This window comes from Protaetiibacter intestinalis, assembly GCF_003627075.1.
Taxonomy (GTDB): domain Bacteria; phylum Actinomycetota; class Actinomycetes; order Actinomycetales; family Microbacteriaceae; genus Homoserinibacter; species Homoserinibacter intestinalis.
The window spans coordinates 2,556,481-2,579,728 of the sequence record NZ_CP032630.1 but is presented as its reverse complement, the minus strand read 5'-3'; the positions used below and the strand labels follow the sequence as shown (position 1 = coordinate 2,579,728).

The following is a 23,248-nucleotide window of genomic DNA, read 5'->3' as shown; positions in this document are numbered from 1 at the left end:
CAAGAACATGCATCCCGATGGCGGATCTCACTCCCCGCGCAACTCGCGCCGTTCGCTCTCGAGCGCGGCCGACTGGCGGCTGAGCGCGAGCTCGCGCTCGTGGTCGCCGTCGGCACGCGCGCGTTGCATGGCGCCGAGCACCTCGCCCTTGCGGCGCAGCAGGTCGCGGTCGATGAGCGAGGTGACCACGCCCTGGCAGTAGCTCGTCAGCTGCTCCCGCCGCTCCGGGATGGGTGCGACCCCGAGCTGGGTCACGAGGGTGCCGAGCCCCGCGGGCATGTCGTCCGCGACGCGCTGCAACCACTCGCCCGCGCCCAGGTGCTCGAGGTTGGCGCGCACGGCATCCCGCACCACCGCGAGGGTCGCGTTCGCGAAGCGCGCCTCGACGGCCTTGCCGACGAGACCGGCGCCCACGGTCTCCGGATACTGCAGGATCGCCATGAGCGCGTCGCGCTCCATGCGGGTGATCGGGTCGGTCGGCAGCTCGGTGAGGCTCACCTCGCGCGGCGCGGGCGCCTCCGTCTCCCCCGTGGGGCGCTCCGAGCGGCCCTCGACGCGGGCCTCGGAACGCTGTGCCGTGTTCGCCGCGCTCGTGACCGCCCGGCCCACCTCGGTCGGGTCCATGCCGAGCCAGCCCGCGAGGTTGCGCACGTAGCCGACGCTCAGCGAGCGGTCGCGGATGCCGGCGACGACGGGGGCCGCGGCCCGGAGCGCCGCCACCCGACCCTCGACCGTCTCGAGGTCGTGACCCGCGAGACGTCGACGGATCATGAACTCGAACATGGGCTTGCGCCCCGTGATGAGCTGGCGCACCGCCTCGTCGCCGCGGTGGATGCGCAGATCGCACGGGTCGAGGTTGTCGGGGGCGACGGCGACGAAGGTCTGCGCCGCGAAGCGCTGCTCCTCCGCGAAGGCGCGGCTCGCGGCCCGCTGCCCGGCCTCGTCGGGGTCGAAGGTGAAGACCACCTCGCCCGTCGAGGTGGCGTCCGCGTTCTCGACGTCGCCCAGCACGCGCCGCACGACCTTGATGTGGTCGACGCCGAACGCCGTGCCGCACGTGGCGACCGCGGTGGTGACGCCCGCGAGATGGCACGCCATGACGTCGGTGTAGCCCTCGACGATGACGACCTGCTTGCCCTTGGCGATGTCGCGACGTGCGAGGTCGAGGCCGTAGAGCACCTGGCTCTTGTGGAAGACGGGCGTCTCGGGGGTGTTCAGGTACTTGGGGCCCTGGTCGTCGTCGAACAGCTTGCGCGCGCCGAAGCCGACGGTGGTGCCCGTCACGTCGCGGATCGGCCAGATCACCCGGCCGCGGAAGCGGTCGTAGCTGTTGCCCCGGTCGCCCGTGGAGAGCAGGCCCGCGGCCGTGAGCTCCTCGGCGCTGAAGCCCTGCCTCCCGAGCGCGTTCTTGAGCGCGTCGAACGACTTCGGCGCGTAGCCGACGCCGAAGCGCTCCGCCGCCGCCTGGTCGAAGCCGCGCCCTCCCAGGAAGTCGCGCCCCGGCTGCGCGCCGGGCTCGGCGAGCTGGGCGCGGAAGAACTCCTCCGCCGCCTTGTTGGCCGCGAGCAGCCGGGCCCGCTGGCCGTGGTCGGATGCCGGGCCGCCGCCGTCCTCGTAGTGCAGCTCGATGCCGACCCGCGCGGCCATCCGCTCGACGGCCTCCTGGAAGCTCACGTGATCCATCCGCTGCAGGAAGGTGAAGACGTCGCCGTCCTCGCCGCAACCGAAGCAGTGGTAGCGCCCGACGCCCGGTCGCACGTGGAAGCTCGGGCTGCGCTCCTCGTGGAAGGGGCACAGTCCCTTGAGGGAGCCGACGCCGGCCGACTTGAGGGTCACGTAGTCGCCCACGATGTCGGCGATGTTCACCCGGGACCGGACCTCGTCGATGTCGCTTCGACGAATGAGACCGGGCATGCCTGTGATTCTAGGAGCCGCCCCGGATGCCGCGCCCGCTCCGGTGTGCGACACCGTGCACGTAGGCCTCGACGATGGCGCGCAGCTGCTCGTCCGAGCCGTAGGCGACGAGCTCGTCGGCGACCGCCGCCGTGGCCGGATACGCCTCCGCCGACGCCGCACGGATGACGGCCGCGACCGCCGCGCGATCCTGCGCGGCGGGGCGCACGACCGGCGCGAGGAAGCCCGCCGCTCCGTAGACGAGGGCGAGCAGGCCGGTGAACAGCTCCACGGCCTCGCGGTGCGTGAGCCCGCCGCGCAGGGCTGCGGAGAGGTACAGCTCCCCCGCCGCGGTCGCGCCGCGGCCCGGGTCGGGGCGCGCGAAGAGCGCGGGAACGGCCCACGGGTTCGCCCGCAGGTGGTCGAGCAGGCGCAGCGCCGCCTCCACCACCACCTCATCCCACGGGCGCGTCGGATCGTCCTCCCCCGCGATTTCGCCGAGGTACCCGCTCAGCACGAGGTCGAGCAGCTCCTCCTTCGAGGCGACGTGCGTGTAGAGCGCCATCGGCGACGCCCCGAGCCGGGCGCCGCGCAGGCGTGGGCCTTCCGACGCCCGCCCGCCCGCTGGATGGTGGCATCCGCGCTCGGTCTCGCGGTCGGCAACGGTCTCGCGGCCGCGCTCGCCGCGCTGCTGCCCGATTCGCCGTCCGCCGTGCTCGGCGGGGCGGCCCTCGCGGGCGCCGTGCTCGGCGCCGCCCAGGCGATCGCCGGCGCGCCCCTGCGGGCCGTGGCGTGGATCCCGCTCCTCGCCGCCGGCTGGACGCTCGCCTGGGGCGTGAGCCTCGCGCTCGCGATCGACGCCGAGCAGGGATTCGGCATCTTCGGCTCCACGGGCTCGCTGCTGCTCGCCGTCGCGCTCGCCGTCGTGCTGCGTCTCACGGCGGGCACCCGCATCGCCGCGGCACCCGAAGCCTCCCCCGAGACCACGGCGGCCGCGTGATGCTGCCCGCGCTGCTCATCGCCATCCCGCTCGCGTTCAACCTCGCCTACGGCCTGCTCGCCTGGCGGTTCTCGTACCCGGGCATCCTGCGCGAGCCGACCGAGGTCATCCTCGGGCGCTTCCGCGCCGGCGGCTCGGGGCTCGTGCTGCTCTGGTGGTTCTTCGCCCTCACGGCGATCGCGTTCCTGCCGATCCCGGTGCTCGCCGCCGCGCTCGTGGCCGACCCCTCGCTCGCCGCGCTCGGGCTCGTGGTGGGCGTGCTCGCCGCGCTCGTGCAGGGCCTCGGGCTGCTGCGCTGGGTGTTCCTCGTCCCGCACCTCGCGCGCGAGTCGGCCGCGGGCGCCGATCCGAGGACCGTCGACCTCGTCTTCCAGTCGTTCCACCGCTACCTCGGCGTCGCGGTCGGCGAGCACCTCGGCTACCTCTTCACGGGCCTGTGGACGATCCTGCTCGCGATCGGCGCGGCCGGGGCCCTGCCGCTGTGGTCCGTGATCGCGGGCGTCGTGATCGGCACGATGCTGCTCGTCGGCGCCCTCGAGTTCGTCGGGCCCTTCGAGCCCCGCGGCTGGACCGTCGCGGGGATCCTCGTGCCGGTCGGCTACATCCTCTGGTCGGCGTGGCTCATCGCGCTCGGCGTGCTGCTGCTCGTCTAGGCGGACGGCTCAGGGCACCAGCCGCTCGTGCCAGGCGTTGGCCGAGGGGTCGGTGAGCGAGGCGACCTGGTCGACGACGACCCGCTTGCGGGCGGCGTCGTCGCCGGCCGCGGCGAAATCGGCCGCGAAGCCCGCGTCGAGGTGGCTCGGATCCGCCCACAGCGCGTCGGCGAGCTCGGCGAGGATGCGGCGCTGCTGTGCGTAGATCGGCTTCCGGGCGTTCGTCGACATGACGTTCGCCGCCACGATGCCCTTGAGCACCGCGATCTCGGCGCGCGTCTCGAGCGGCACCACGACATCCGCCCCGAAACGCGCGAGCGCGCCCTGCGGATGCGCCTCACGGGTCGAGCGCACGGCCTCCCCGGCGAAGCGGCCGATGAGCTGCGAGGTGAGGTTCTTGAGGCGGGCCTGGTCGCGCCGCGAGCCGTCCCAGGAGTCGATCCAGTCGGGCAGGCTGTCGAGCCGGTCGAAGGCCGCGATGAGCGTCTCGTGGTCGAGCTCGCCGCCGATCCACTCGACCATGCTGTCGACGAGCGCGTCGTGCTCGACGCGTGCCGAGAGGGCGCGGACGTCGAGGTAGCCCGTGATGATGGCGTCCTCGAAGTCGTGCACCGAGTACGCGATGTCGTCGGAGAGGTCCATGACCTGCGCCTCGATGCAGCGCACCCGCGCCGGCGCCCCGGCCCGCAGCCACACGAAGGCGGGCGTGTCGTCCGCATAGAAGCCGAACTTGCTGCGGCCGGAGGGGTCGGGGATGCCGTCCTGCTCGGGCCAGGGGTACTTGCAGCTCGCGTCGAGGCTCGCACGCGTGAGGTTCAGGCCGTAGGCGCGACCGTCGGCGTCGAAGACCTTCGGCTCGAGCCGGGTGAGCAGCCGCAGCGTCTGGGCGTTGCCCTCGAAGCCGCCGATGTCGGAGGCCCAGTCGTTGAGCGCACGCTCGCCGTTGTGGCCGTACGGCGGATGCCCCAGGTCGTGGGCGAGGCACGCCGTGTCGACCACGTCGGGGTCGAGGCCGAGGTTCACCGCGAGCTCCCGGCCCACCTGGGCGACCTCGAGGGAGTGGGTGAGCCGGTTGCGCGCGAAGTCGAGGCCCGCGGTGGGGCTCAGCACCTGCGTCTTCACGGCGAGCCGACGCAGCGCGCTCGAGTGCAGCAGGCGGGCGCGGTCGCGCGCGAAGTCGCTGCGGCGGGAGGAGTGCTCCTCGGGGAGCATGCGCTCGGTGTCGGCCGGCGTGTAGCCGGACGCGAGCTCACCCACCGCTCGTGTCCAACTCGGCCTCGGTCAGCTCGGCCCGGTGGGTCTCCTGCAGCTCGCGCGAGTCGAGCCAGCGGTCCGGCAGGGCGGGCTGCTTGGGGGTGCCCGCGCGTCCGCGCTGGCCCTCCGCATCCGCGCCCGGGTACGGCTGGGCGGGATCGAGGCGGCCGAGCAGCTCGTCGATCTCGGCGAGGCTCGACGCCTGCGCGAGCGCGGCACGGATCTCGCCGCCCACGGCATAGCCCTTGAAGTACCAGGCGACGTGCTTGCGGATGTCGCGGCAGGCGCGACCCTCGTCGCCGTCGAAGAACTCGACGAGCAGCTCCGCGTGGCGGCGGAAGCCCGCCCCGACCTCGCCGAGGGTCGGCTCCGCCTTCAGACCACCGCCCGTGAACGCGGAGGCCAGGTCGCCGAACAGCCACGGACGGCCGAGGCACCCGCGGCCGACCACGACGCCGTCGCACCCGGTCTCGGCGACCATGCGCACGGCATCCGCGGCGCTCCAGATGTCGCCGTTGCCGAGCACGGGCACGCCCGTGACCGTCTGCTTGAGCTTCGCGATCGCCGACCAGTCGGCGGTGCCCGAGTAGAACTCGGCGGCGGTGCGCGCGTGCAGGGCGACCGCGGCGACGCCCGCACCCTCGGCGATGCGTCCCGCCTCGAGGTAGGTCAGGTGGTCCGAGTCGATGCCCTTGCGCATCTTGACGGTGAGCGGCAGCGGGCCCGCGGCCTTCACGGCCCCCTCGACGATCTGGCGGAAGAGCTCGGTCTTCCACGGCAGCGCCGCTCCCCCGCCCTTGCGGGTGACCTTCGGCACGGGGCAGCCGAAGTTGAGGTCGATGTGGTCGGCGCGGTCCTCGGCGACGAGCATCGTGACGGCCTCGGCGACCGTCTTCGGGTCGACTCCGTAGAGCTGGATCGAACGCGGCGTCTCCGACTCATGGTGGCGGATGAGGCGCATCGACTCGGGCGTGCGTTCGACGAGCGCGCGGCTCGTGATCATCTCGGAGACGTAGAGCCCGGCACCGTATTCGCGGCACAGCCGCCGGAACGCGGTGTTCGTGATGCCCGCCATGGGCGCCAGCACGACGGGCACGTCGAGGCGCAGGGGGCCGATCGACAGCGCGGGTGCCGGGGGCGCGAATAGGGTGGACATCTTCTCGATTCTCTCAGATCGAGCCGTGAGGAGGCCGGGCATGGGCGCAGGACGCGATCGGGTGGCGGCGGATGCGGCCGCGCGCGGCATCGAGGTGGAGTTCGTCGAGCGGCAGGCTGCGTCGTCTCTCGAGGAGGCCGCCGCGATCCTCGGCATCACGCCCGCCGACATCGTGAAGTCGCTCGTCGTGAAGCGCAGCGACGGCACCTTCCTGTTCGCGGAGATCCCCGGCGACCGGGTCATCTCCTGGCCGAAGCTGCGCGCGCTCGTCGGCGTCAACAAGCTGCAGCTGCCCGACGCATCCCTCGCCCTCGAGGCGACCGGCTACGAGCGCGGCACGATCACCCCGCTCGGCTCGACCACCGCGTGGCCCGTCTACGTCGACGAGCGGATCGTCGGCCGCCGTGTCTCGATGGGCGCGGGCGAGCATGGCGCGAGCCTCTTCGTCGAGGCCGACGCGCTCATCGCGGGCCTCGACGCGACCGTCGCGGACATCAGCGAGCCCGCCCCGCAGCGCTGATTCCGTTCGGGAGGACGACACGCCGCCCGCAGCCGGTTCAGCGCGACGTGCGCGGCGTGTCGTCCTCCCGAACGAACGGCACCTCGCAGACGTCGCCCTCGCAGGCGATCGCGTCCGGGTCGCCGAGCGGGATGAGGCCGCTCACGCGTCGACTTTCTCGGCCGCGACCTGACGCAGCACCTCGGCGAAGGTGCCGGGCTCCTGGGCGCCCGAGACGCCGTACTTGCGGTCGATGACGAAGAACGGCACCCCCTGGATGCCGAACTCCTGGGCAACGGCCTGGTCTTCACGCACGTCGGCCAGGTGCTCGTCGGCCTCGAGCGAGCGGACCACGTCGTCGCGGTCGAAGCCGAGCTCCGCCGCGAGGTCGGCGAGATCCTCGACGCGACCCACGTGGCGACCCTCCTCGAAGTACGCCGCGAGCAGGCGCTCCTTCATCTCCAGCTGGCGTCCGCGCAGCTTCGCGTAGTGCAGCAACTGGTGCGCCTTGACGGTGTTGGTGTGCTGCAGTGCGTCGTAGTCGTAGTTCAGCCCCACCGTGGAGGCGATGCCGGTGACCCGCTCGATCATCTGCTTCGCGGTCGCCTCCGGAATGCCCTTGTGCTGCGCCAGGAACTCGAACTCGCTGCCGTCGAAGTCGACCGGGGTGTCGGGGGCGAGCTCGAAGGAGTGGTACTCGATCTCGACGGGCACCCCCGCCTCGGCGGCTCCCGCCTCGAAACGGCGCTTGCCGATGAAGCACCAGGGGCAGGCGATGTCGGACCAGATGTCGATCTTGAGAGGTTCAGGCACGACACAGACGAACCACTGTCGTCTACCTGTTATTCCCGCAGGGCCTGCAGTAGCCTGCGAACGTCCGCCGGGGGCCGGAGTTCCCGATAAACCCCGGACCCCGGCGGAACCTCATGACCGCGTCACGCCGACCTCTGCAGGTCTGCCGAGAGCGCGGTACTCCCAGCCGGCGGCACGGTAGTTCTCGACGTCGAGGGCGCTGCGGCCGTCGACGATACGGCGATGGGCGACGAGTACGCCCATGTCCTCGGGGTCGGCGGAGACGAACTCCGCCCACTCGGTGAGCAGCACGACGACGTCGGCGCCGTTCACGGCCTCCGCGAGCGAGCTCGCGTAGTCCAGGTCGGGGTATGCCCGGTGCGCGTTGGCGTTCGCCTGCGGGTCGTAGACGACGACGGATGCACCCTCCAGATAGAGCAGGCGCGCCACGTCGAGGGCCGGGGCATCGCGCACGTCGTCGGAGTCGGGCTTGAAGGCGGCTCCGAGCGCCGCGACGCGGACACCCTGCAACTCGCCGTCGGCCAGTTCGCGCACGAGGTCGACAGTGCGCGAACGCCGGCGCAGGTTGATCTGGTCGACCTCGTGGAGGAAGGTGACGGCGGCGCTCACCCCGAGCTCCTCGGCTCGCGCACGGAACGCGCGGATGTCCTTGGGGAGGCATCCTCCACCGAATCCCAGGCCGGGCTTCAGGAAGCGTCCGCCGATGCGATCGTCGTAGCTGAGCGCCTTCGCGAGAAGCGAGACGTCGGCACCCGCGGCCTCGCACACCTCGGCCATCGCGTTGATGAAGGAGATCTTGGTGGCGAGGAAGGAGTTGGCCGCCACCTTGACGAGTTCGGCGGTCGCCGGGTCGGCGACGACGACGGGGACGCCGTCCGCGACGAGCGGCGCGAAGACCTCGCGCAGCATCCGCTCCGCCCATGCGCTCGTCACGCCGAACACGAGGCGGTCGGGGCGCAGCGTGTCATCGACCGCGTAGCCCTCCCGCAGGAACTCCGGGTTCCAGGCCAGCTCGAGCGCATCGCCTGCCGGCGACATCTCCCTCACCATCGCCGCGAGCCGATCGGCGGTGCCGACCGGGACGGTCGACTTGCCCACCAGCAGAGCGCGGCCGGTGATGCGGCGGGCAAGCTCTCCGAACGCGGCGTCCACGTAACGCAGATCGGCGGCATCCGAACCGCTCGACTGCGGGGTGCCGACGCAGACGAAGTGCACGTCGCCGAACGCCGCGGCGTCATCGAAGTCCGTGGAGAAGCGCAGCCGACCGGTGGCGAGGGTGTCGACGAGCAGCGTGTCGAGTCCGGGCTCGTAGAACGGCAGCCGACCGGAGGCGAGCGCCTCGATCTTGCCGGGGTCGACATCGACGGCGAGCACCTCGAATCCGAGGTGGGCCATGCAGACCGCCTGGGTGGCACCCAGATAGCCGGTCCCGATGACGGTGATACGCGGAGCAGGGGGGATGGTGGTCACGGTACGTCCTCACGTCAGGAGTTTCCGAGTCTCAACTGACGCCACCTATCGGGGTGGTGACGCAATCCCCATCGACCGTGGACGGTGTGACATTCCGGGAGTGGGATCCTGGTCTCCGCCCAACAGCTGCTGGGCTTCACCGTGGCACCAGCGCGCTGCCAGCGTCAAGCCCCCGTGACCCCCGAACGGGGAGGTTTTACGTGCCGTTAACGATCACGACTCTCCACCGTCACGGCGCGACGACGCGAACGGTCACGGGCACGCTCGTCGTCGCCCCGCTCGTCGAGACGACGACCGCGGTCGTCGCGTAGCTCGCGGGCGGGACGCCGGTGAGATTCCAGGCCACGGTCCACCCGCTCGCCACCCGGGTGCCGCGCACGACGACCTTCCCGCTGACGGGGATCGAGAACGATGCGGCCGACGATATCCCCTTGCTCGCGAAGTACGCGTCGATCCCCGGGATGTCGGAACTCGACCCCGCGTCGGCCGTGAGGGTGATCGAGTTCGATCCCCCGCCTCCGCCCGCGCCGCTCGTCGGGGGGACCGGGGACGGCACCGCCCCGAGGTTTGCCCCGGGCACGGCATCCGCGCCCGCAAGCCGCACATCGACCGACTGACCGTCGATGTCCCGTGCCGCGGTGGCTACCGTGCCGAGCTGGGAGATCCGCGCCTGCGTGGGGTTCGTGAGGTGCAGGTCGCCCGCCGAACGATCGCGGAAGTCGACGACGCCGTAGCGCGTGCCGGCGGCTCCCAGCGACGCCGGTCGAGCGCAGACCGCCGTGTTCCACGACAGCAGCACCGAGTTCGTGACCGGTGCCGCGCAATCGGACAGGTAGCCGACGATGTTGCGGTCGAAGACGAGCCCCGGTGAGGCGACCAGGCGCGTGGAACCGTCTAGGATCGTGTTGCCGCGGACCACCAGCCCGCTGATACTCGGCGGCCGCAGGTCGACTGCCGACCCACCCGCGCACAGGGTCGTCTTGACGACGCAGCCCTGGATGAAGTTCGACTCGATGACGATGTCGGTCATCCCCTTCCCCGCACCCGGGGAGAGGATGACGCCCGCGTTGTAGCAGTCGCCCAAGCGGTTGCCCCGCACCGTGACGCGCACGCTGTCGAATATCTGGACGCAGTCCGCGTGGTAGCCGTTGGCGATGCTCTGGTCGTAATCGCGCACGGTGTTGCCCTCGACGAGTACATCCGAGGCGTTGCCGATCTGGATGCCGTCGATCGAGTGCCCGTTCTCGAACAGCGACCCGGTCACCGTCGCCTGCGCCGCCCGCACGAACAACCCGCCCCCGTCGAAGTGCATCCCCGTGAGGGTCGAGCCCGTCGACCCGGCGTTCAGATAGAACGTCGTGGTGACCTTCAGTCCGCTCCAGATGATGTGGGGCGCCGTCGTGCGCACTCGCGTGAGCGTCACGGCGGCCCCGGATGCCGAGGTCACGGTGACAGGGGCCGCGGTGGTGCCGCCTCCCCCGCTCACCACGAGGTCGGGGTAGCTGCCGGAGGTCAGCAGCACACGTCCCCCCGCGCTCGCACCCGCGATCGCCGCGGGCACCGCGCACGGCGCGCTCGACGTGCACGCCGTGCCGCTGCCCGCGGGCGCCGCGTACCGGTCGGCGGGCGCAGCCTGTGTGCCCGCCGCCGGCACGAGCAGCGCCCCCACGAGCACCGCGAGTGCCGCCCCCCTCAGCCCATTGCGCATCCAGCTGTTTCGATCGTGCACGCCGATCGCCCCCGTCCCCTCATCATCAGTTGCGGATCACCACCGTGATCTGCGCACTGTTTCCGGTGTTTCCGGCCGCGTCGCGAGCTTTCGCGACGATCGGGTACGAGCCGTTTCGATATGCAGTTGTATTCACCGTAAGCACCCAGAACTGCCCTGACCAGACCGCATCACCGAGTTTCTGGGATCCGGACCAGAGCGACACCCCTGTCACCCCCACGTCGTCCGATGCGGAGACCGCGGCCGTGAAGGTGCCGCTGATGGTCTGCCCGCTCGTCGGGGTGATGATCGAGACGATGGGCGCCTGCGTGTCCGGCGCCGGGGTGGGCGTCGGGGTCGGGGTGGGAGTCGGAGTGGGCGTCTCGGTCGGAGTCGGGGTCGGTGTCGGACTCGGACTCGGAGTCTCGGTCGGAGTCGGCGTGGGCGTGGGCGTGTCCGTGGGCGTGGGAGTCGGAGTGACGTCGTCGACCGGCACGACGGAGGCCGCGAAACCGAAGTACTTCCCGGCGACGGGGTTCAACGGGTCGCCCACGATGCGATGGTCGCGCAGCAGCGCGGAGGCCGCGGCCTGAGATCGCACGATCTGGATGATGTCCGCACTCGACTTGCCGACGCACGCTCCGCCGGTCGAGAGGCAGTCGAGCACCACGCCGCTCACCGCCGCGGTCGACATGCTCGTACCCGATTGGATGTAGGCGTAACCGTTTCCCTTCTTCGTTGTGAAGGGGCACATCCCGGGGCCCGACACCGTGTGCGCGGCATCCGCGGCGAGCACCGCGAAGCTGCTCGTCACGGCGTAGCTGTCGTCAGGTGTCTCGGCGTCGCAGGGAGCGGCGGCGAGACCGCCCGGGCGGCCATCGTAGTCCGCGAAGTTGGTGACGGTGAGCACCTCGTCGTAGGCGGCCGGGATCTGGTTGCGGAAGTCCACCTTCTGGTTGCCTGCTGCAGCGACCACCGTGACGCCGTCCGCCGCCAGCTCGCAGATCACCTGGTGCACGACGTCACCGTTCGTGTAGCCGCAGTTGCCGTCGTCGGCGCCGGGGGTGCCCATGCTCATGTTGACGACCTTGATGTCGTACTCCGCGTGGTGCTGCACGAGCCAGTCGAGACCGCACATGAGCCCCGTCAGGGTGCCGTCGTTCTTGGAGCCGAGCACCCGCACCGAGTAGATCGGCGCTCCTGGCGCGACCCCGACGATGCCGATCGCATTGTCGTACGCGGCCATATAGCCCGAGACCCCGGTGCCATGGCCATTGGCGTCGCCGACCCCGCCGGATCCGTAGCAGTTCACGGCGCCCGCGAGGTTGTAGTCGGGGTGGCTGTCGACACCGGAATCGACGACGGCGACCGCGGGACCTGTGTAGTCGGTCACACCGTCACCCGCGAAGACGGGGGCCTCGTCCGCCTCCACGGCGCCGGGGACGGGCGTCACGGTCTGCGCGTAGCCCACGACGACGCGGTCGAGCGAGAGACCCCGCACCGAACCGTCGCGCGAGAGGGCTGTCGCCTGCTGCGAGGTCAAGTAGGCGGCGTAGCCCTGCACCGAGGAGTACTCGCGCTCACGGTCGAGTGTGAAGGCGTCGGCGATGCGGTCGGCGGCGGCCGCATCCGAGAAGGCCACGATGTAGCGCCCGGCGGGCAGCGTGAGGGGCGGGGCGACCGTCGCGATGCCGCCGGCGATCGTGGCTGCGAGGGTGATGAGCGCGAGCAGGACGACGAGGGCGATCCGACGGGGGGTCAGCGAGATCGAGCGGATGCCGGGCAGGGTGACCCGGGGTGTGCGGGGGTACGGCAAAGCGGTCATCAGGGGGCTCCATCGGGTTCGGGTTGTGCCTCACGGGGAGGTGTGCGGTGACGCGACGAGGGTCGCGTCCGCAATCGGCACTATCGGGGAGCCGGTCGCGGATTGTCTCTCAGGTGGAACATTCCGCCTCGAAACGGGGATCCGGGGGTGCTCGCGCACCGCGGAGTAGGCCTCGAGTGTCTGGTGGGCGACAGTATCCCACTCGAGGGGGTCGAGGTCTACGGTCACGGGACGGCCCGCCTCGGTCGCCCAGCGGATGGCGTCCGACAGCTCGGCGGAGCTCAGTTCACCGTGGAAGGTACGCACCCACGCGGCGCCGAGTTGCTCGCCGAGCTCGGTGAGCGATCCGAGATCCGGCACCAGCACGGGCCGGTCCGCCGAGAGCGCGAGGATCGCCGAGCCCGAATTGAGCACGGCACGATACGGCAGCACGACGAGGTCCGCGGCGCGCAGCCACCACGCCATCCGTTCGTCGCTCTGGAACGCGAGGTCGAGTACCACGCGAGGATCACCGTCCGCGGCCGCACGCAGATCCTCCGCGAGCTCGGCCGAGGAAGGGCGCCCCGCGACGACGAGGCGCGCGCCGGACACCGCGACATCGGAGAAGGCATCGAGCAGCGCGGGGATGTTCTTGTAGGGCCTGATCTGGCCGACGGTGACGACGAGGGGACCCTCTGCGGGCACGCCGAGCAGTTCGCGCGCACGGCCGCGGTCGAGCGACCAGTCATAGGCGGCGCGGTAGTGGCCGTGCGGGGTCACGAAGCCGGGTAGGGCGTCGAGCTCGGGATAGCGCTGCCGGGCGAGCTCGAGGCTCGACGCCGAGAGGGCGAGCAGGCCGTCGAGCTCGGCGACGAGCATGCGGTGCAGCCGTTCGCGCAACACGGGCGTCGCGCGGCTCTCGTGGGACTCGAGATTGTGGACGGTCCAGACCAAGCGGGTGCCGCGCAAGCGCGCCAGCCGCAACGCATTCCGGAAGAAGAACAGTCGAGCTCGCACGATCGACATTCGATGCCCCGAGAGGAATGTGAGATCGGGCCAGTGCAGATGCACGATGTCCGCGCGTCCGAGCGCGAGCCGCAGATAGCTCAGATCCCGGACCCGCGCCCCGTGCTCGACGAGCGCGTCGGCGAGCAGGGCGTTGTACGGGTTCGCTGCCGCGGTGCGGTAGGCGGGCTCGGCCTCGACGCGCATCGTCATCACACGCCCACCGACCGCTCGGCGGAGAACAACGCCGCCCGCGCCGCGGGGTACCCCGGCTCCCAGTCCGCGCGTCGTCGCCAGACCTCGCGCCACGTGTCCTTGCCGAGCAGCGCCCGCAGACCTGCGCCACCCGCGAGCAGCGCGAGCGCCAGGCGGGCGCGACCCGGGCTCCAGCGCAGCCGCGCATCGGTGGCCTTGCCCGCCATGACGAGGCACATCTTGCGCCCGCTCGAGGCGGTCGATCCGCCCACCTCATGCACGATGACGGCATCCGGGACGATCACCGGACGCATCCCGGCCATGCGCGCGCGCCGTGAGAAGTCGGCGTCCTCGCCGTACAGGAAGAACCTCTCATCCATGCCGCCGAGCAGCTCCCAGTCGTCTCGGGAGATGAGCAGCAGGCATCCCGTGACGACGGGGACCTCGCGCACGGTGTCGCGCTGCCACCGCCCCAGCGACTCGGGGTCGAACAGGGCAGAGCGGTGGAAGAGGGTCGTGAGCCCCGTGGCGAAGCACACGAGGCTCCACAGGGTCGGCTCACCCCAGCACGAGCTCGGGTCGAGCTCGCCGTCGGGGCGCAGCGTGCGGCCGCCGTAGACGCGGTACGCGGGGTGGGCGTCGGCGAACCCGAGAAGCGCGTCAAGCGAACCCGCATGGACGATCGTGTCGGGGTTCAGCAACAGGATGCGCTCCCCGGATCCCGCCGCAGCACCACGGTTGACCCCCGCCGCGAAGCCCAGGTTCTCCCCCGTGTCGACGACCTCGACGTCGGGGAAGCGCGAGCGGAGCAACTCGACGCTGCCGTCGCGTGACCCGTTGTCGACGACCACGACCTCGGCATCCATCCCCTCGGCGAGCACCGAGTCCACGCACGCGGCCGTCGCCTCCGCCGTGTTGAAGTTCACGATGACGATCGTGACGGCGGGGTTCATACGCCGAGCTCCGCCGTCGAGAACTCGCCGTCCGCCGCCGCTTCGGATGCGGCCTCGGGTCGCCAGCCGATGACCTTCGCGGGCACCCCTCCCACGATCGCGAACGCGGGCACATCCCGCGTCACGACGGCGCCCGCCCCGACGATCGCACCGTCGCCGATCGTGACCCCCGCGGTCACGACGACGTTGGCGCCGAGCCACACGTCGTCGCCGATCACGATGTCGCGCTCCACCTTGGGCTGGTCCATGACGGGCGTACCGCGCTCGATCCCGTAGTTGGAGGCGGTGATCGTGACGTGCGGTGCGAGCAGCGCCTTGCGCCCGAGCGTCACTCGCCCGGTCGAGTTGCCCGCCCAGACGATCGAGAACTCGCCGATGTGCGAGCCGTCGCCGATCCGGATGCGTTCCGCGTTGCGGAACGACACGTTGGGCGCGAAGGAGACGTCCGCACCGCGCTCGAGCAGGCGCACCTGCCGCACGTGGGAATAGGAGGCGAAGTGGGCGAGACGGATGCCCTGCAGGTAGGTGCCGACGTCGAGCATGGACTGCAGGAGACCCCCGACGCGGCTCACGCGGGTACCTCGATCGGCGCGGGTGCGGCCGCGAGCAGCTCGGCGGCGATCCGGTCGCGGAGGGCGATCACGGTCGCTTCCTCGGTGCCCGAGACGGCGATCGAGAAGGTGCCGGCGTAGCTTCCCGCGAAGACGCTGAAGTCGTGCCGCGGGTCGAGCACGGGCCAGAGCACGAGGGTGCGCACGAGCGCCTGCCCCGCATACCGCGGTCGTACCCGCCAGGGGAGGTAGGAGACGTACCCGGGCGCGGGACCCTCGACGGCGGCACCGCCCTCGCCCGATGCAGCAGCCGCGACCTGCGATGCCACCGTGGCCACGGCATCCGCGCGCTCGGTTCCGGGCGGCAGTTGCACGCGCGTCATGGAGATGTTGTTGCGCTCGTCTCCCGTCGTACCCGCGCGGCGCGACACCGGGACGAGCAGCGCGGCGCCCGAGCCGTGCGCCACGAGTTCGTCGACGGCGCGGAGAGCACCCGTCACCAGGGCGTCATGCACGGAGCAGCCGGCCTCGCGCGCCGCGAGCTTCACCTCCCGCAGCTCGAGCGTCGTGAACGCATGGTGGCGGGACGGCGGCGGGGTCGTCGACTGCCGACGCATCCGTCCCGGCCGCAGGATCCTCCCGCCCGTACGACGTAGGCGCCGCACGAAGGACTTGCGCGTGTACTCGCGCCACGCCGCCGGGAGGGAGCCCTGTGTCCGCCACCACGAGCCGAAGGCGGCGGCGAGCACACCCACGGCCGTGCGTGGCGAGACGAGCGGCTCGGGCGGCGGCGTCTCGCGCGGGTCGAACGGGGCGTCGGCGGTGAGGTGCTCGATGAAGCGCATCGCGAAGATCCCGTCGCCGAGCGCATGCTGCACCTGCGGCACGAAGGCGACATCGCCGTCCGGCAGGCCCACCACGAGCACGACCCACAACGGACGGTCGAGTTCGAGCAGTCCGTGCTCGGCCCCGCCGAGCACGGCGTCCACGCGCTCAGGCGGGCACTCGTCGAGGAAGCGAACGTGCCACGCGAGGTCGGGTTCGCAAGCCTCCCACACGGGTGTGGTGACCCCGAGCGGCATCGGCCGCACTCGCATCCTGAGCGCCGGCCACTGCGCGACGACGTGACGCACGTGCTCGATGGCGGCCGCATGGTCGAGCGCCCCCTCTGCCGTGCGCAGCGTCTCACCCGCGACGACCAGCGCCCCGCAGGGACGCATCGTCTGGAACGTCGCCCAGTCGCCGATGAACTTCTCGTCGAGCGTGCGCATGAGCTCGACCGGCAGCTTCTGCACCATCAGCTCCCCTCCTCCGTCGTGCCGGAGGCGGCCGGGTGGCTCGCCTCCTCGAGGACGATGGGCGCCGGACGGTCGTCGTCGACGAACCGGCCGCCCTCCAGCGCGAGACGGCGGCTCGACCGGATGCCGGAGATGATGCCCGCGAGCATCGCGCGCTCGGCCGGGCCGCGTCGTGCGTCCGATCGGCTGCGCACCGCTCGACGCAGCGTGCGGGCGGCGAGCGTCACGAACATCCGCATCCCGACGATCGGCCGCAGCCGCATCCACTTGCCGACGAGACCGCCGAGCCCCAGGCCGTAGCCCCGGTACAGGTGCTCGTAGGCGTCGTCGTCTCGGGTGTGCACATGCGTCACGATGCAGCTCGGGTCGTGCACGACGGCGTACCCCGCGTCGAGGATGCGGCAGAAGATGTCGAGATCTTCGGCACCCGCGAGGTGGCGGCCCGCGCCGAGCACCTCGTCGAATCCGCCGAGCTCCACGAGCACCTCGCGGCGGAATGCCATGAGCGCGCCATGACCGGCGTCCAGACCCGCGAGCACCCGGGTGTGACGGGTCGGCCCGAGAGGCGCCGAATGGTCGACGGCCGTATGGTCGATCATCTCCCCCGTGACCGCGCCCACGCGTTCGTCGGCGAACCGTTCGAGGATGCCCTCGGTCCAGCGCTCGACCGCGACGCAGTCGTCGTCCGTGTAGACCAGGTACGGCCGTGCGGTCGCCGAGATGCCGACATTGCGAGCGATCGAGAGCCCCTTCGTGTCGGTGCGCACGTAGCGCACACCCGCCGCATGCGCCGCCTCGCGCGTCGCCGCACTCGTCGACGCGGAATCGACGACGAGGATCTCCGCCTCGCGCGGCGTGTGCAGCACGATCGTGCCGAGCGCGTCCGAGAGCATCCCCGCCCGTTCGCGCGAACAGACGACGACCGCGAGCTCACTCGGCGACGGCATGCGCCACCTCCCGTCGCCGTTCGAGCGCCTCGCGGTAGGCCTCGACGAGCGCGCGGCCCGCCGCCTCCCAGCTGAGCTCCGGGGCGTGGGCGACCGCGGCGGCCGACATCCGGGCGCGCGCGGCGGGATCCGAGGCGAGCAGGTCGAACTGCGCACAGAGGGTGTCGACGTCGCGCGGAGCGTGCACGAGACCGTGCACGCCGTGGTCGAGGTAGGCGCCGGCCGCACTCGACACGAGCGGGATGCAGCCGGCGATCTGCGCCTCGTACGTCACGAGCGCGCTCCCCTCCTCGATCGTGGGCAGCACGAGCGCGTCGGCACCGGCGAGGGCCGCCGACGGATCGCTCGTGAAGCCGCGCAGCTCGACGCCCGGCTGCTCCAGGAGAGGAGCGAGGTGCGTCGCGTACGACGGGATCGCCTCCCCGTGCACCACGAACCGCCCGCCTGCCTCGCGCAGCAGCGACTGCGACCACGCCCGCAAGGCGTAGTGCAGGCCCTTGCGCGGTTCCAGACGCCCCAGGAAGAGCACGACCGGTCCCCCGTCATGCCTCCGCGGCGGGGCGGATGCGACCGTCGCGTGTGCCGACGCGCGCGCCCCGTATCGGTGCCGCACGAGGCGTCGGGGATCGTGCCCGCGCTCGACGAAGCTGCGCGCCACGGCATCCGACGGCGCGAGCACCGCGGTGGCGGCGGCCCACTCCCGCTCCTCGATCGCGAGGTGTGCCGCGTTCGCGGCGTGCGAGGCGGTCGCTGGGAGGTCCACGCCGAGCAGCGCGCACTCCTCCGCGACGACCTCGAAGGCGTGTGCTGTGTGGGTATTCGGCGCCTCGCGCAGGCTCGCCGCTCCCACCTCCGCCGCGGCCGCGAACGTCCGCGTCGCGGCGAGGGGCCAGCCGTGCACGACATCCGGGCGCACCCGGCGTACGACACCCGCCGCGATCCGGTCGTGATGCCGGAACGCGCGGTCACGCCCGACGGCCCGATGCGGCACACGCAGCCCGGCCAGCTCGAGGGTGCGCTGGGAGGAGGCGAGGCCCGGCACGGGCCGGGCGACGCTCGAGGTCACCAGGTGCACCTCATGGCCGGCCGCCACCAACTCGACGACCTGGTTCCAGGCCGTCCAGCCGATTCCGGGCGCACCAAGCGGGTGCGGGAACGAATAGACGACAGAAAGCCGACCGTTGCTCTCTGATCCGCGTTTCGACGTCATGGCTCTCACCTCCGTCGGGATCAGGTGATGATCGACACCCTTATGGGGGGCATACGCCCCGCGCAAGCCCTCCGGGCGAAAGTCGCCCTCCGTTCGCGCAGGTTTTACATGTCGGCAACATGCCGAGGTGGAGCCGGTAACACGGGGCCTGCGAAGGTGAGCGTGAGGGAATCCCCGATACTCCCTCCGCACCTCCCCCCGGTGTCGTGCAATGGCGCCCTCCCGGAATGTCCTCCCCCCGATCGGAAGGTTCCCGCATGGACATCCCGAAGTACCTCCACATCCTCTGGAGCCAGAAGTGGCTCCTCCTCATCGGACTCGTCACGGCCGTCGTGGCCGGCCTCTTCGCCGGCTACACGATCGTCGACGGCACGCTCGTGTCGCGGGTGGTCCCGAGCTACCGAGCGGCCACGACCGTGCTCGTCGGCAGCGCGAGTCAGCCGATCTTCCAGGCCGAGACGCCTGTCGTCGACGGGTCGGCGGCACCGCAGAGCCGAGACCTCACGCAGACGGCCGTCGTCTACGCCTACGTCGTCGCGGGCGACCAGATCCGCGCGGCCGTGGAGGCCGAGATCGGGCCCCTCGGCGACGGCGAGACGATCACCGCGGTGCGTCGCACCACTCAGCCGAGCGGCGACGAGTCCTCACCCGGGCGCTTCTCGCTTCCCATCCTCGACGTCATCGGCACCGCCGAGGGCGCCGAACGCGCCGAGCTCATCTCGCGCACCGCGACCGACGCCTTCCAGGACTACGTCACGGCCGAGCAGGACGCCGCCGACATCGACACGGCATCCCGCGTGCAGTTGACGACCCTCGATCAGCGAGCTGCCGAGGACGTGACCAAGAGCGGATCGATGCTCCCGGTCGTCGTGACGGGGCTCGGCGTCCTCGCCGCCTTCATCGTCGCGGCGTTCGTCGTCTGGAACGTGCGCGAGTCGCGGTCCCGGCGTCGCGCGGCGCGGCCCGTGAGCGTGCTCCCGGCAGGCGACGGCGAGGCGACGACGACCCGGCCCGTTCCGGTGTACGCGGCCGAGTCGCGCTGACGACGGCGACGGTCATGACGCTCCCCGTGGACGTCGTCGCGCCTCGGCAGACCCCGCCCGTCCCACCGGGCGCTGTTCGGCGCGTCGTCTCCGGCCCCACCGTGGCGCTGGTGGCTCTGCTCGCGGTGATCCTGTTCGTGCCCATCCGCACCTACGCGATCCCGGTCCCCCTGCCGTTCCAGCTGGAGCCGTACCGGCTGCTCATCGCCGTGCTGCTCATCGGCGCGTTCTTCGTGCTGCTCGCGCATCCCCGGATGCGGCTGCGCCCGGTCGCCTTCGGGGTACCGATCGCCGTGTTCCTCGGCACCCTCGTGTTGTCGATCGTCGTGAGCATCGTGCCGCTGGCCCAGCAGGGGCTCGTCGGCACCGCGTTCGGCGGTCTCGTGAACCTCATGTTCATCCTCAGCGTGTTCTTCCTCGTGCGGCAATTCCTGAGCTCGGAGCGCGTCGTCATGGCGACGCTCGGATTCCTCGCCTACGGGGGAACCACCGTCGCCTTCTTCGCGATCGTCGAACGCGTGACCCACATCAACGTGTTCCTGCGTTTCGGAGACGTGCTCCCGCTCCAGTTGCTGCGCGACGCGACCGAGGACTGGCGGGCGGGCGGTGCGCGCTCCTTCGGCTCCGCCCAGCACCCCATCGCGCTCTCGGTGATGCTGTGCATGCTCATCCCGATCGTGCTCTACCTGGCGCGGGAGGCGAGCTGGCCGCGCAACACCGTCAATCGCGCGATCGTGCACGGGGCGATGCTCGTCGTACTGCTGGGCGGGATCGGGGTAGCCGTGTCGCGCACGGGCGTCGTCGTGCTCGCGACGATGTTCGTCGTCACCCTGGTGCTGCGCCCGGTGATCGCGGCGGGCCTCGCCCTCGCCACCATCCCGATGGTGCTGCTCGCCTCCTTCGCGAGCCCGAAGACCGTCTCGGAGACGCTCCTGTCGTTCCTCGACCTGGACACGCTCGTCGCCTCGCAGTACACCTCACCCGGATGGGCTGGGCAGGGGCGTCTCGCCGACCTCGGGCCCGCGTTCCAACTCGTCCAACAGCATCCCGTCTTCGGCACCGGCTACGGCGGCCGCATCGTGGTGGGCGAGGACGCCAACGGCTTCATCCTCGACAATCAGGTGCTCGGCATCCTCATGGACTCCGGCGTCGCGGGGGTCATCGGTCTCGCGATCTTCGTACTCGTGCCGTTCGTGCTGCTCGTGCGGCATTCCCTCGACCGGCGCGTGCCCGAGCGGTACCGCACGCTCGCGTTCGCGATCGCGGTCTCGACGGCGGGCTACGCGGCCGCGATGTTCTTCTACGACGCCTTCGGATTCATGCAGACGCTGCTCGTGCTGTGCGTGCTGTGGGCGGTCGGCGCGTGGCTGCTCACCGAGGCGCCCCGTGTGGTCACGGCGCCCGCTGTGAAGGTGCGAACGTGAGCGCGCGCATGTCCGTCATCGTCCCGGCCCATGACGAAGCGCACGTGCTCGCCGTCAACCTCGCCCGGATGACGTCCGGGATTCCGCGCGACGCCCTGCAGTTCGTCGTGGTCGCGAACGGGTGCAGCGACGACACGGCGGAGATCGCACGGGCCGCAGGCGTCGACGTCGTCGAGCTCGCGACGGGGTCGAAGATCGCGGCACTCAACGCGGGCGACGCGGCGGCACGGTACGCGGCCCGCGCCTACGTCGACGCGGATGTGCGGGTGTCGGGTGAGACCCTGCTCGCCCTCGCGGAGCTGCTCACGCACTCCGACGGCCCGCTCGTCGCGTCTCCCCGGTTCACCGTCGACACCCGCTTCTCGTCGCTCTTCGTCCGCGCCCACTACCGGGTCTGGGAGCACACCGACTACCGCCGCTCGGGCCACATCGGTTCGGGGGTCTACGCCCTCTCCGCCCGTGGGCGGATGCGCTTCGACCGCTTCCCAGAGGTCATCGCGGACGACCGCTACGTGCAGCAGCTGTTCTCCCCCGCCGAGCGGGCGCTGCTGCCCGGCCACAGTTTCGAGGTTCCTGCGCCCCGCACCCTGCGCGCGCAGATCCGCCGGGCCACCCGTATCCAACGCGGCAACGACGAGCTCGCCGAGCGGTTCCCCGAGCTGCGGTCCGAATCCGTGGTGAGCCGCGCGGGCGGCCTGCTCGGCCGGATCGCCCGCCGCCCGCAGCTCTGGCCGGCCGTGCCGGTCTACCTCGTCGGCACGGTGGGCCCGCGGTTGCGGGCCGCGACAGCCCGCGGCCCGCAGGCATGGAACCGCGACGAGACGAGCAGACGATGACCGCCCAGCAGGAGGATCAGCGCAGCGCGCCCCCCGCCGACCTCGCCCGCAAGGCGTCCCGCGGCACCCTCGTCACGGCGGGCGGCCTCTGGGGCCGCGCCCTGCTGCAGACGGGGTCGACCGTCGTGCTCGCCCGCCTGCTCGACCCGACCGACTTCGGTCTGCTCGCGATGATCACGGCGATCGTCGGCGTCGCGGATCTGCTGCGCGACTTCGGCCTGACCGCGGCCCTCATCCAGACGCGCACCATGACGACGGCTCTCTGGTCGAGCGCCCTGTGGCTCTCCGTCGTGCTCGGCACCGTGCTCGCCGTCGCCGTCGCCGCGGCGGCCCCCCTCATCGCGTTGTTGTACGGCGAACCGCAGCTCGTGCTCCTCACGATCGTCATCGCGCCCACCCTGCTCATCAACGGCATCGCGATGCCCATGCAAGCCAAGCTCCAACGCGAACTGCGGTTCACGACGCTCGCCCACATCGACGTCGGGTCGATGCTCGTCGGCGTCGCCCTGTCGATCGGTGCGGCCGTGCTCGGCTGGGGCGTCTGGTCGCTCGTGCTGCTCGCCGGCGCCGGCCAGGTCTACCGTCTCGTCGCCCTGTGGCTGAGCGCGCGTCCGCGGTTCGGGCCCCCGCGGATCTCACGCGCCGTCCTCCCGCTGGTCTCGACGGGGGGAAGCGTCTTCGGTGTGCAGCTGCTGAACTACGCGGCCCGCAACCTCGACAACGTCGTGATCGGCCATCAGCTCGGTCCACAGGAGCTCGGCTACTACTCGCGGGCGTACGCGCTCTTCCTGCTGCCCCTCCAGCAGTTGAACGGACCGCTCGGCCGGGTCGCACTGCCCGTGTTGTCGACCCTCCGCGACGAGCCGGAGCGCTTCCGCAGCTACATCCGGGGCGCCGTGCTCATGATCGGCTATCTGACCATCCCCGCGTACGCGGTGGCTGCGGCCGTCTCCGGGCCCCTCATCGCGCTGCTGCTCGGCCCCGGTTGGCAGCCAGCGGGCCTCGTCTTCTCGCTGCTCGCCGTCGCAGGGGTCGTGCAGGCCGTCGGCAGCGTGCAGGGCTGGCTCTACCTCACCCTCGAGCGTGCCCATCGTCAACTGATCTACTACGCCATCACGCGCCCGCTCGTGATCGCGGGCTTCTTCTTCGGAGTGTGGTGGGGTGGCATCGCGGGTGTCGCTCTCGTCTACAGCCTCACGACGCTCGTGCTCGCGGTGCCGGGCTTCTGGTTCGCCATCCGCGGTACCTTCGTGCGCGGCACCGACATCGTCGGGCCGCTCGCGCGTCCCGCACTCGCCGCGCTCCCCGCCTTCGGCGCCGCGTTCCTCGCGCTGCAGTTCGTCGACGGGCCGGCCGTGCTCGAGCTCCTCGCGGGATGCGGGGCGGGCCTCGTACCTCTCGCGCTCGTGTGCCTCATCCCCGCCTATCGTCGAGACCTGCGGCGAATCGTCGGCTTCGTCGCGCTCGTGCGCCGGCGTTCCGCCCCTGCGAGCACCCCGACGCCGGAGGGCGCGGAGGCGTGACTCGACACCTTCC

Annotated in this window: 21 protein-coding genes; 7 read left to right on the top strand and 14 right to left on the bottom strand. The window is 71.5% G+C overall.

Translation table 11 applies throughout. The features are described from left to right. Window positions 1-27: 27 nt before the first annotated feature. Both dnaG and D7I47_RS12185 read right to left on the bottom strand, forming a co-directional pair. Window positions 28-1,914 (bottom strand): DNA primase, encoded by a 1,887-nt coding sequence (dnaG, locus tag D7I47_RS12190; RefSeq protein ID WP_120763306.1) that lies wholly within the window; start codon window positions 1,912-1,914, stop codon window positions 28-30. A 10-nt stretch (window positions 1,915-1,924) separates the two neighbouring features. Continuing rightward, window positions 1,925-2,458 carry a hypothetical protein gene (locus D7I47_RS12185; RefSeq protein ID WP_120763305.1) on the bottom strand — a complete coding sequence of 178 codons (534 nt, stop codon included), beginning with the start codon at window positions 2,456-2,458 and terminating at the stop codon, window positions 1,925-1,927. Here D7I47_RS12185 and D7I47_RS12180 point away from each other — a divergent pair. Continuing rightward, window positions 2,441-2,893 (top strand): hypothetical protein, encoded by a 453-nt coding sequence (locus D7I47_RS12180; RefSeq protein ID WP_157981729.1) that lies wholly within the window; start codon window positions 2,441-2,443, stop codon window positions 2,891-2,893. The two genes, D7I47_RS12185 and D7I47_RS12180, sit on opposite strands and share 18 nt — an antisense overlap. Beyond that, complete coding sequence (locus D7I47_RS12175) at window positions 2,893-3,546, top strand: DUF4386 family protein (RefSeq protein WP_120763303.1); 654 nt, start codon at window positions 2,893-2,895, stop codon at window positions 3,544-3,546. The genes D7I47_RS12180 and D7I47_RS12175 overlap by 1 nt, the downstream gene beginning before the upstream one ends. A 9-nt stretch (window positions 3,547-3,555) precedes the next feature. On the opposite strand, the gene D7I47_RS12170 is transcribed toward D7I47_RS12175, so the two are convergent. Then, window positions 3,556-4,758: a deoxyguanosinetriphosphate triphosphohydrolase gene (locus tag D7I47_RS12170; RefSeq protein WP_120763968.1), complete on the bottom strand. Its 1,203-nt coding sequence runs from the start codon at window positions 4,756-4,758 to the stop codon at window positions 3,556-3,558. A 37-nt stretch (window positions 4,759-4,795) separates the two neighbouring features. Further along, entirely contained in the window at window positions 4,796-5,956 is a 1,161-nt protein-coding gene (gene dusB, locus D7I47_RS12165; protein WP_120763302.1) for a tRNA dihydrouridine synthase DusB, read from the bottom strand. Window positions 5,957-5,996: 40 nt separating this feature from the next. Between dusB and D7I47_RS12160 the strand changes: the two genes are divergently transcribed. Then, window positions 5,997-6,476: an aminoacyl-tRNA deacylase gene (locus tag D7I47_RS12160; protein WP_120763301.1), complete on the top strand. Its 480-nt coding sequence runs from the start codon at window positions 5,997-5,999 to the stop codon at window positions 6,474-6,476. 141 nt (window positions 6,477-6,617) lie between these two features. Here the strand turns inward: D7I47_RS12160 and D7I47_RS12155 are convergent, their stop codons facing one another. The 10 genes from D7I47_RS12155 to D7I47_RS12110 form a co-directional block, all read right to left on the bottom strand. Further along, entirely contained in the window at window positions 6,618-7,268 is a 651-nt protein-coding gene (locus D7I47_RS12155; protein ID WP_120763300.1) for a DsbA family oxidoreductase, read from the bottom strand. A gap of 111 nt (window positions 7,269-7,379) precedes the next feature. After that, window positions 7,380-8,738, bottom strand: coding sequence for a UDP-glucose dehydrogenase family protein (locus tag D7I47_RS12150; protein WP_227000661.1), 1,359 nt, complete (start codon window positions 8,736-8,738; stop codon window positions 7,380-7,382). 229 nt (window positions 8,739-8,967) lie between these two features. Beyond that, window positions 8,968-10,446 carry a right-handed parallel beta-helix repeat-containing protein gene (locus D7I47_RS12145; protein WP_120763299.1) on the bottom strand — a complete coding sequence of 493 codons (1,479 nt, stop codon included), beginning with the start codon at window positions 10,444-10,446 and terminating at the stop codon, window positions 8,968-8,970. Between the two features lie 46 nt (window positions 10,447-10,492). Beyond that, on the bottom strand, window positions 10,493-12,271 hold the full coding sequence (locus tag D7I47_RS12140; RefSeq protein WP_120763298.1) for a S8 family serine peptidase: 1,779 nt from the start codon (window positions 12,269-12,271) through the stop codon (window positions 10,493-10,495). 30 nt (window positions 12,272-12,301) lie between these two features. Continuing rightward, window positions 12,302-13,468: a glycosyltransferase family 4 protein gene (locus D7I47_RS12135; RefSeq protein WP_157981728.1), complete on the bottom strand. Its 1,167-nt coding sequence runs from the start codon at window positions 13,466-13,468 to the stop codon at window positions 12,302-12,304. After that, window positions 13,468-14,403 (bottom strand): glycosyltransferase family 2 protein, encoded by a 936-nt coding sequence (locus D7I47_RS12130; protein ID WP_120763296.1) that lies wholly within the window; start codon window positions 14,401-14,403, stop codon window positions 13,468-13,470. The genes D7I47_RS12135 and D7I47_RS12130 overlap by 1 nt, the downstream gene beginning before the upstream one ends. After that, complete coding sequence (locus tag D7I47_RS15235) at window positions 14,400-14,975, bottom strand: acyltransferase (RefSeq protein WP_319592665.1); 576 nt, start codon at window positions 14,973-14,975, stop codon at window positions 14,400-14,402. The genes D7I47_RS12130 and D7I47_RS15235 overlap by 4 nt, the downstream gene beginning before the upstream one ends. Further along, window positions 14,972-16,252: a wax ester/triacylglycerol synthase domain-containing protein gene (locus D7I47_RS12120; protein ID WP_120763295.1), complete on the bottom strand. Its 1,281-nt coding sequence runs from the start codon at window positions 16,250-16,252 to the stop codon at window positions 14,972-14,974. Before D7I47_RS12120 ends, D7I47_RS15235 begins: the two co-directional genes overlap by 4 nt. Further along, window positions 16,252-17,199 carry a glycosyltransferase family 2 protein gene (locus tag D7I47_RS12115; RefSeq protein ID WP_120763294.1) on the bottom strand — a complete coding sequence of 316 codons (948 nt, stop codon included), beginning with the start codon at window positions 17,197-17,199 and terminating at the stop codon, window positions 16,252-16,254. Before D7I47_RS12115 ends, D7I47_RS12120 begins: the two co-directional genes overlap by 1 nt. Beyond that, entirely contained in the window at window positions 17,183-18,409 is a 1,227-nt protein-coding gene (locus tag D7I47_RS12110) for a glycosyltransferase family 4 protein (RefSeq protein WP_120763293.1), read from the bottom strand. Before D7I47_RS12110 ends, D7I47_RS12115 begins: the two co-directional genes overlap by 17 nt. 257 nt (window positions 18,410-18,666) lie before the next feature. Between D7I47_RS12110 and D7I47_RS12105 the strand changes: the two genes are divergently transcribed. The 4 genes from D7I47_RS12105 to D7I47_RS12095 are packed head-to-tail and all read left to right on the top strand — an operon-like array spanning window position 18,667 to window position 23,235. After that, complete coding sequence (locus D7I47_RS12105) at window positions 18,667-19,452, top strand: YveK family protein (protein WP_120763292.1); 786 nt, start codon at window positions 18,667-18,669, stop codon at window positions 19,450-19,452. Window positions 19,453-19,466: 14 nt separating this feature from the next. Continuing rightward, on the top strand, window positions 19,467-20,876 hold the full coding sequence (locus D7I47_RS14800; RefSeq protein WP_157981727.1) for an O-antigen ligase family protein: 1,410 nt from the start codon (window positions 19,467-19,469) through the stop codon (window positions 20,874-20,876). Then, a complete protein-coding gene (locus D7I47_RS12100; RefSeq protein WP_157981726.1) occupies window positions 20,873-21,712 on the top strand; it encodes a glycosyltransferase in 840 nt (279 codons plus the stop codon). Before D7I47_RS14800 ends, D7I47_RS12100 begins: the two co-directional genes overlap by 4 nt. Next, window positions 21,709-23,235, top strand: coding sequence for a lipopolysaccharide biosynthesis protein (locus D7I47_RS12095; protein WP_170154381.1), 1,527 nt, complete (start codon window positions 21,709-21,711; stop codon window positions 23,233-23,235). Before D7I47_RS12100 ends, D7I47_RS12095 begins: the two co-directional genes overlap by 4 nt. Window positions 23,236-23,248 lie beyond the last annotated feature (13 nt).

Bases quoted from the DNA above. Each gene is read 5' to 3' on its own strand.
- dnaG (WP_120763306.1), bottom strand. From the start codon at position 1,914: ATGCCCGGTCTCATTCGTCGAAGCGACATCGACGAGGTCCGGTCCCGG.
- D7I47_RS12185 (WP_120763305.1), bottom strand. From the start codon at position 2,458: ATGGCGCTCTACACGCACGTCGCCTCGAAGGAGGAGCTGCTCGACCTC.
- D7I47_RS12175 (WP_120763303.1), top strand. From the start codon at position 2,893: ATGCTGCCCGCGCTGCTCATCGCCATCCCGCTCGCGTTCAACCTCGCC.
- D7I47_RS12170 (WP_120763968.1), bottom strand. From the start codon at position 4,758: ATGCTCCCCGAGGAGCACTCCTCCCGCCGCAGCGACTTCGCGCGCGAC.
- dusB (WP_120763302.1), bottom strand. From the start codon at position 5,956: ATGTCCACCCTATTCGCGCCCCCGGCACCCGCGCTGTCGATCGGCCCC.
- D7I47_RS12160 (WP_120763301.1), top strand. From the start codon at position 5,997: ATGGGCGCAGGACGCGATCGGGTGGCGGCGGATGCGGCCGCGCGCGGC.
- D7I47_RS12145 (WP_120763299.1), bottom strand. From the start codon at position 10,446: ATGCGCAATGGGCTGAGGGGGGCGGCACTCGCGGTGCTCGTGGGGGCG.
- D7I47_RS12140 (WP_120763298.1), bottom strand. From the start codon at position 12,271: ATGACCGCTTTGCCGTACCCCCGCACACCCCGGGTCACCCTGCCCGGC.
- D7I47_RS12135 (WP_157981728.1), bottom strand. From the start codon at position 13,468: ATGACGATGCGCGTCGAGGCCGAGCCCGCCTACCGCACCGCGGCAGCG.
- D7I47_RS12130 (WP_120763296.1), bottom strand. From the start codon at position 14,403: ATGAACCCCGCCGTCACGATCGTCATCGTGAACTTCAACACGGCGGAG.
- D7I47_RS12120 (WP_120763295.1), bottom strand. From the start codon at position 16,252: ATGGTGCAGAAGCTGCCGGTCGAGCTCATGCGCACGCTCGACGAGAAG.
- D7I47_RS12115 (WP_120763294.1), bottom strand. From the start codon at position 17,199: ATGCCGTCGCCGAGTGAGCTCGCGGTCGTCGTCTGTTCGCGCGAACGG.
- D7I47_RS12110 (WP_120763293.1), bottom strand. From the start codon at position 18,409: ATGACGTCGAAACGCGGATCAGAGAGCAACGGTCGGCTTTCTGTCGTC.
- D7I47_RS12105 (WP_120763292.1), top strand. From the start codon at position 18,667: ATGGACATCCCGAAGTACCTCCACATCCTCTGGAGCCAGAAGTGGCTC.
- D7I47_RS14800 (WP_157981727.1), top strand. From the start codon at position 19,467: ATGACGCTCCCCGTGGACGTCGTCGCGCCTCGGCAGACCCCGCCCGTC.
- D7I47_RS12095 (WP_170154381.1), top strand. From the start codon at position 21,709: ATGACCGCCCAGCAGGAGGATCAGCGCAGCGCGCCCCCCGCCGACCTC.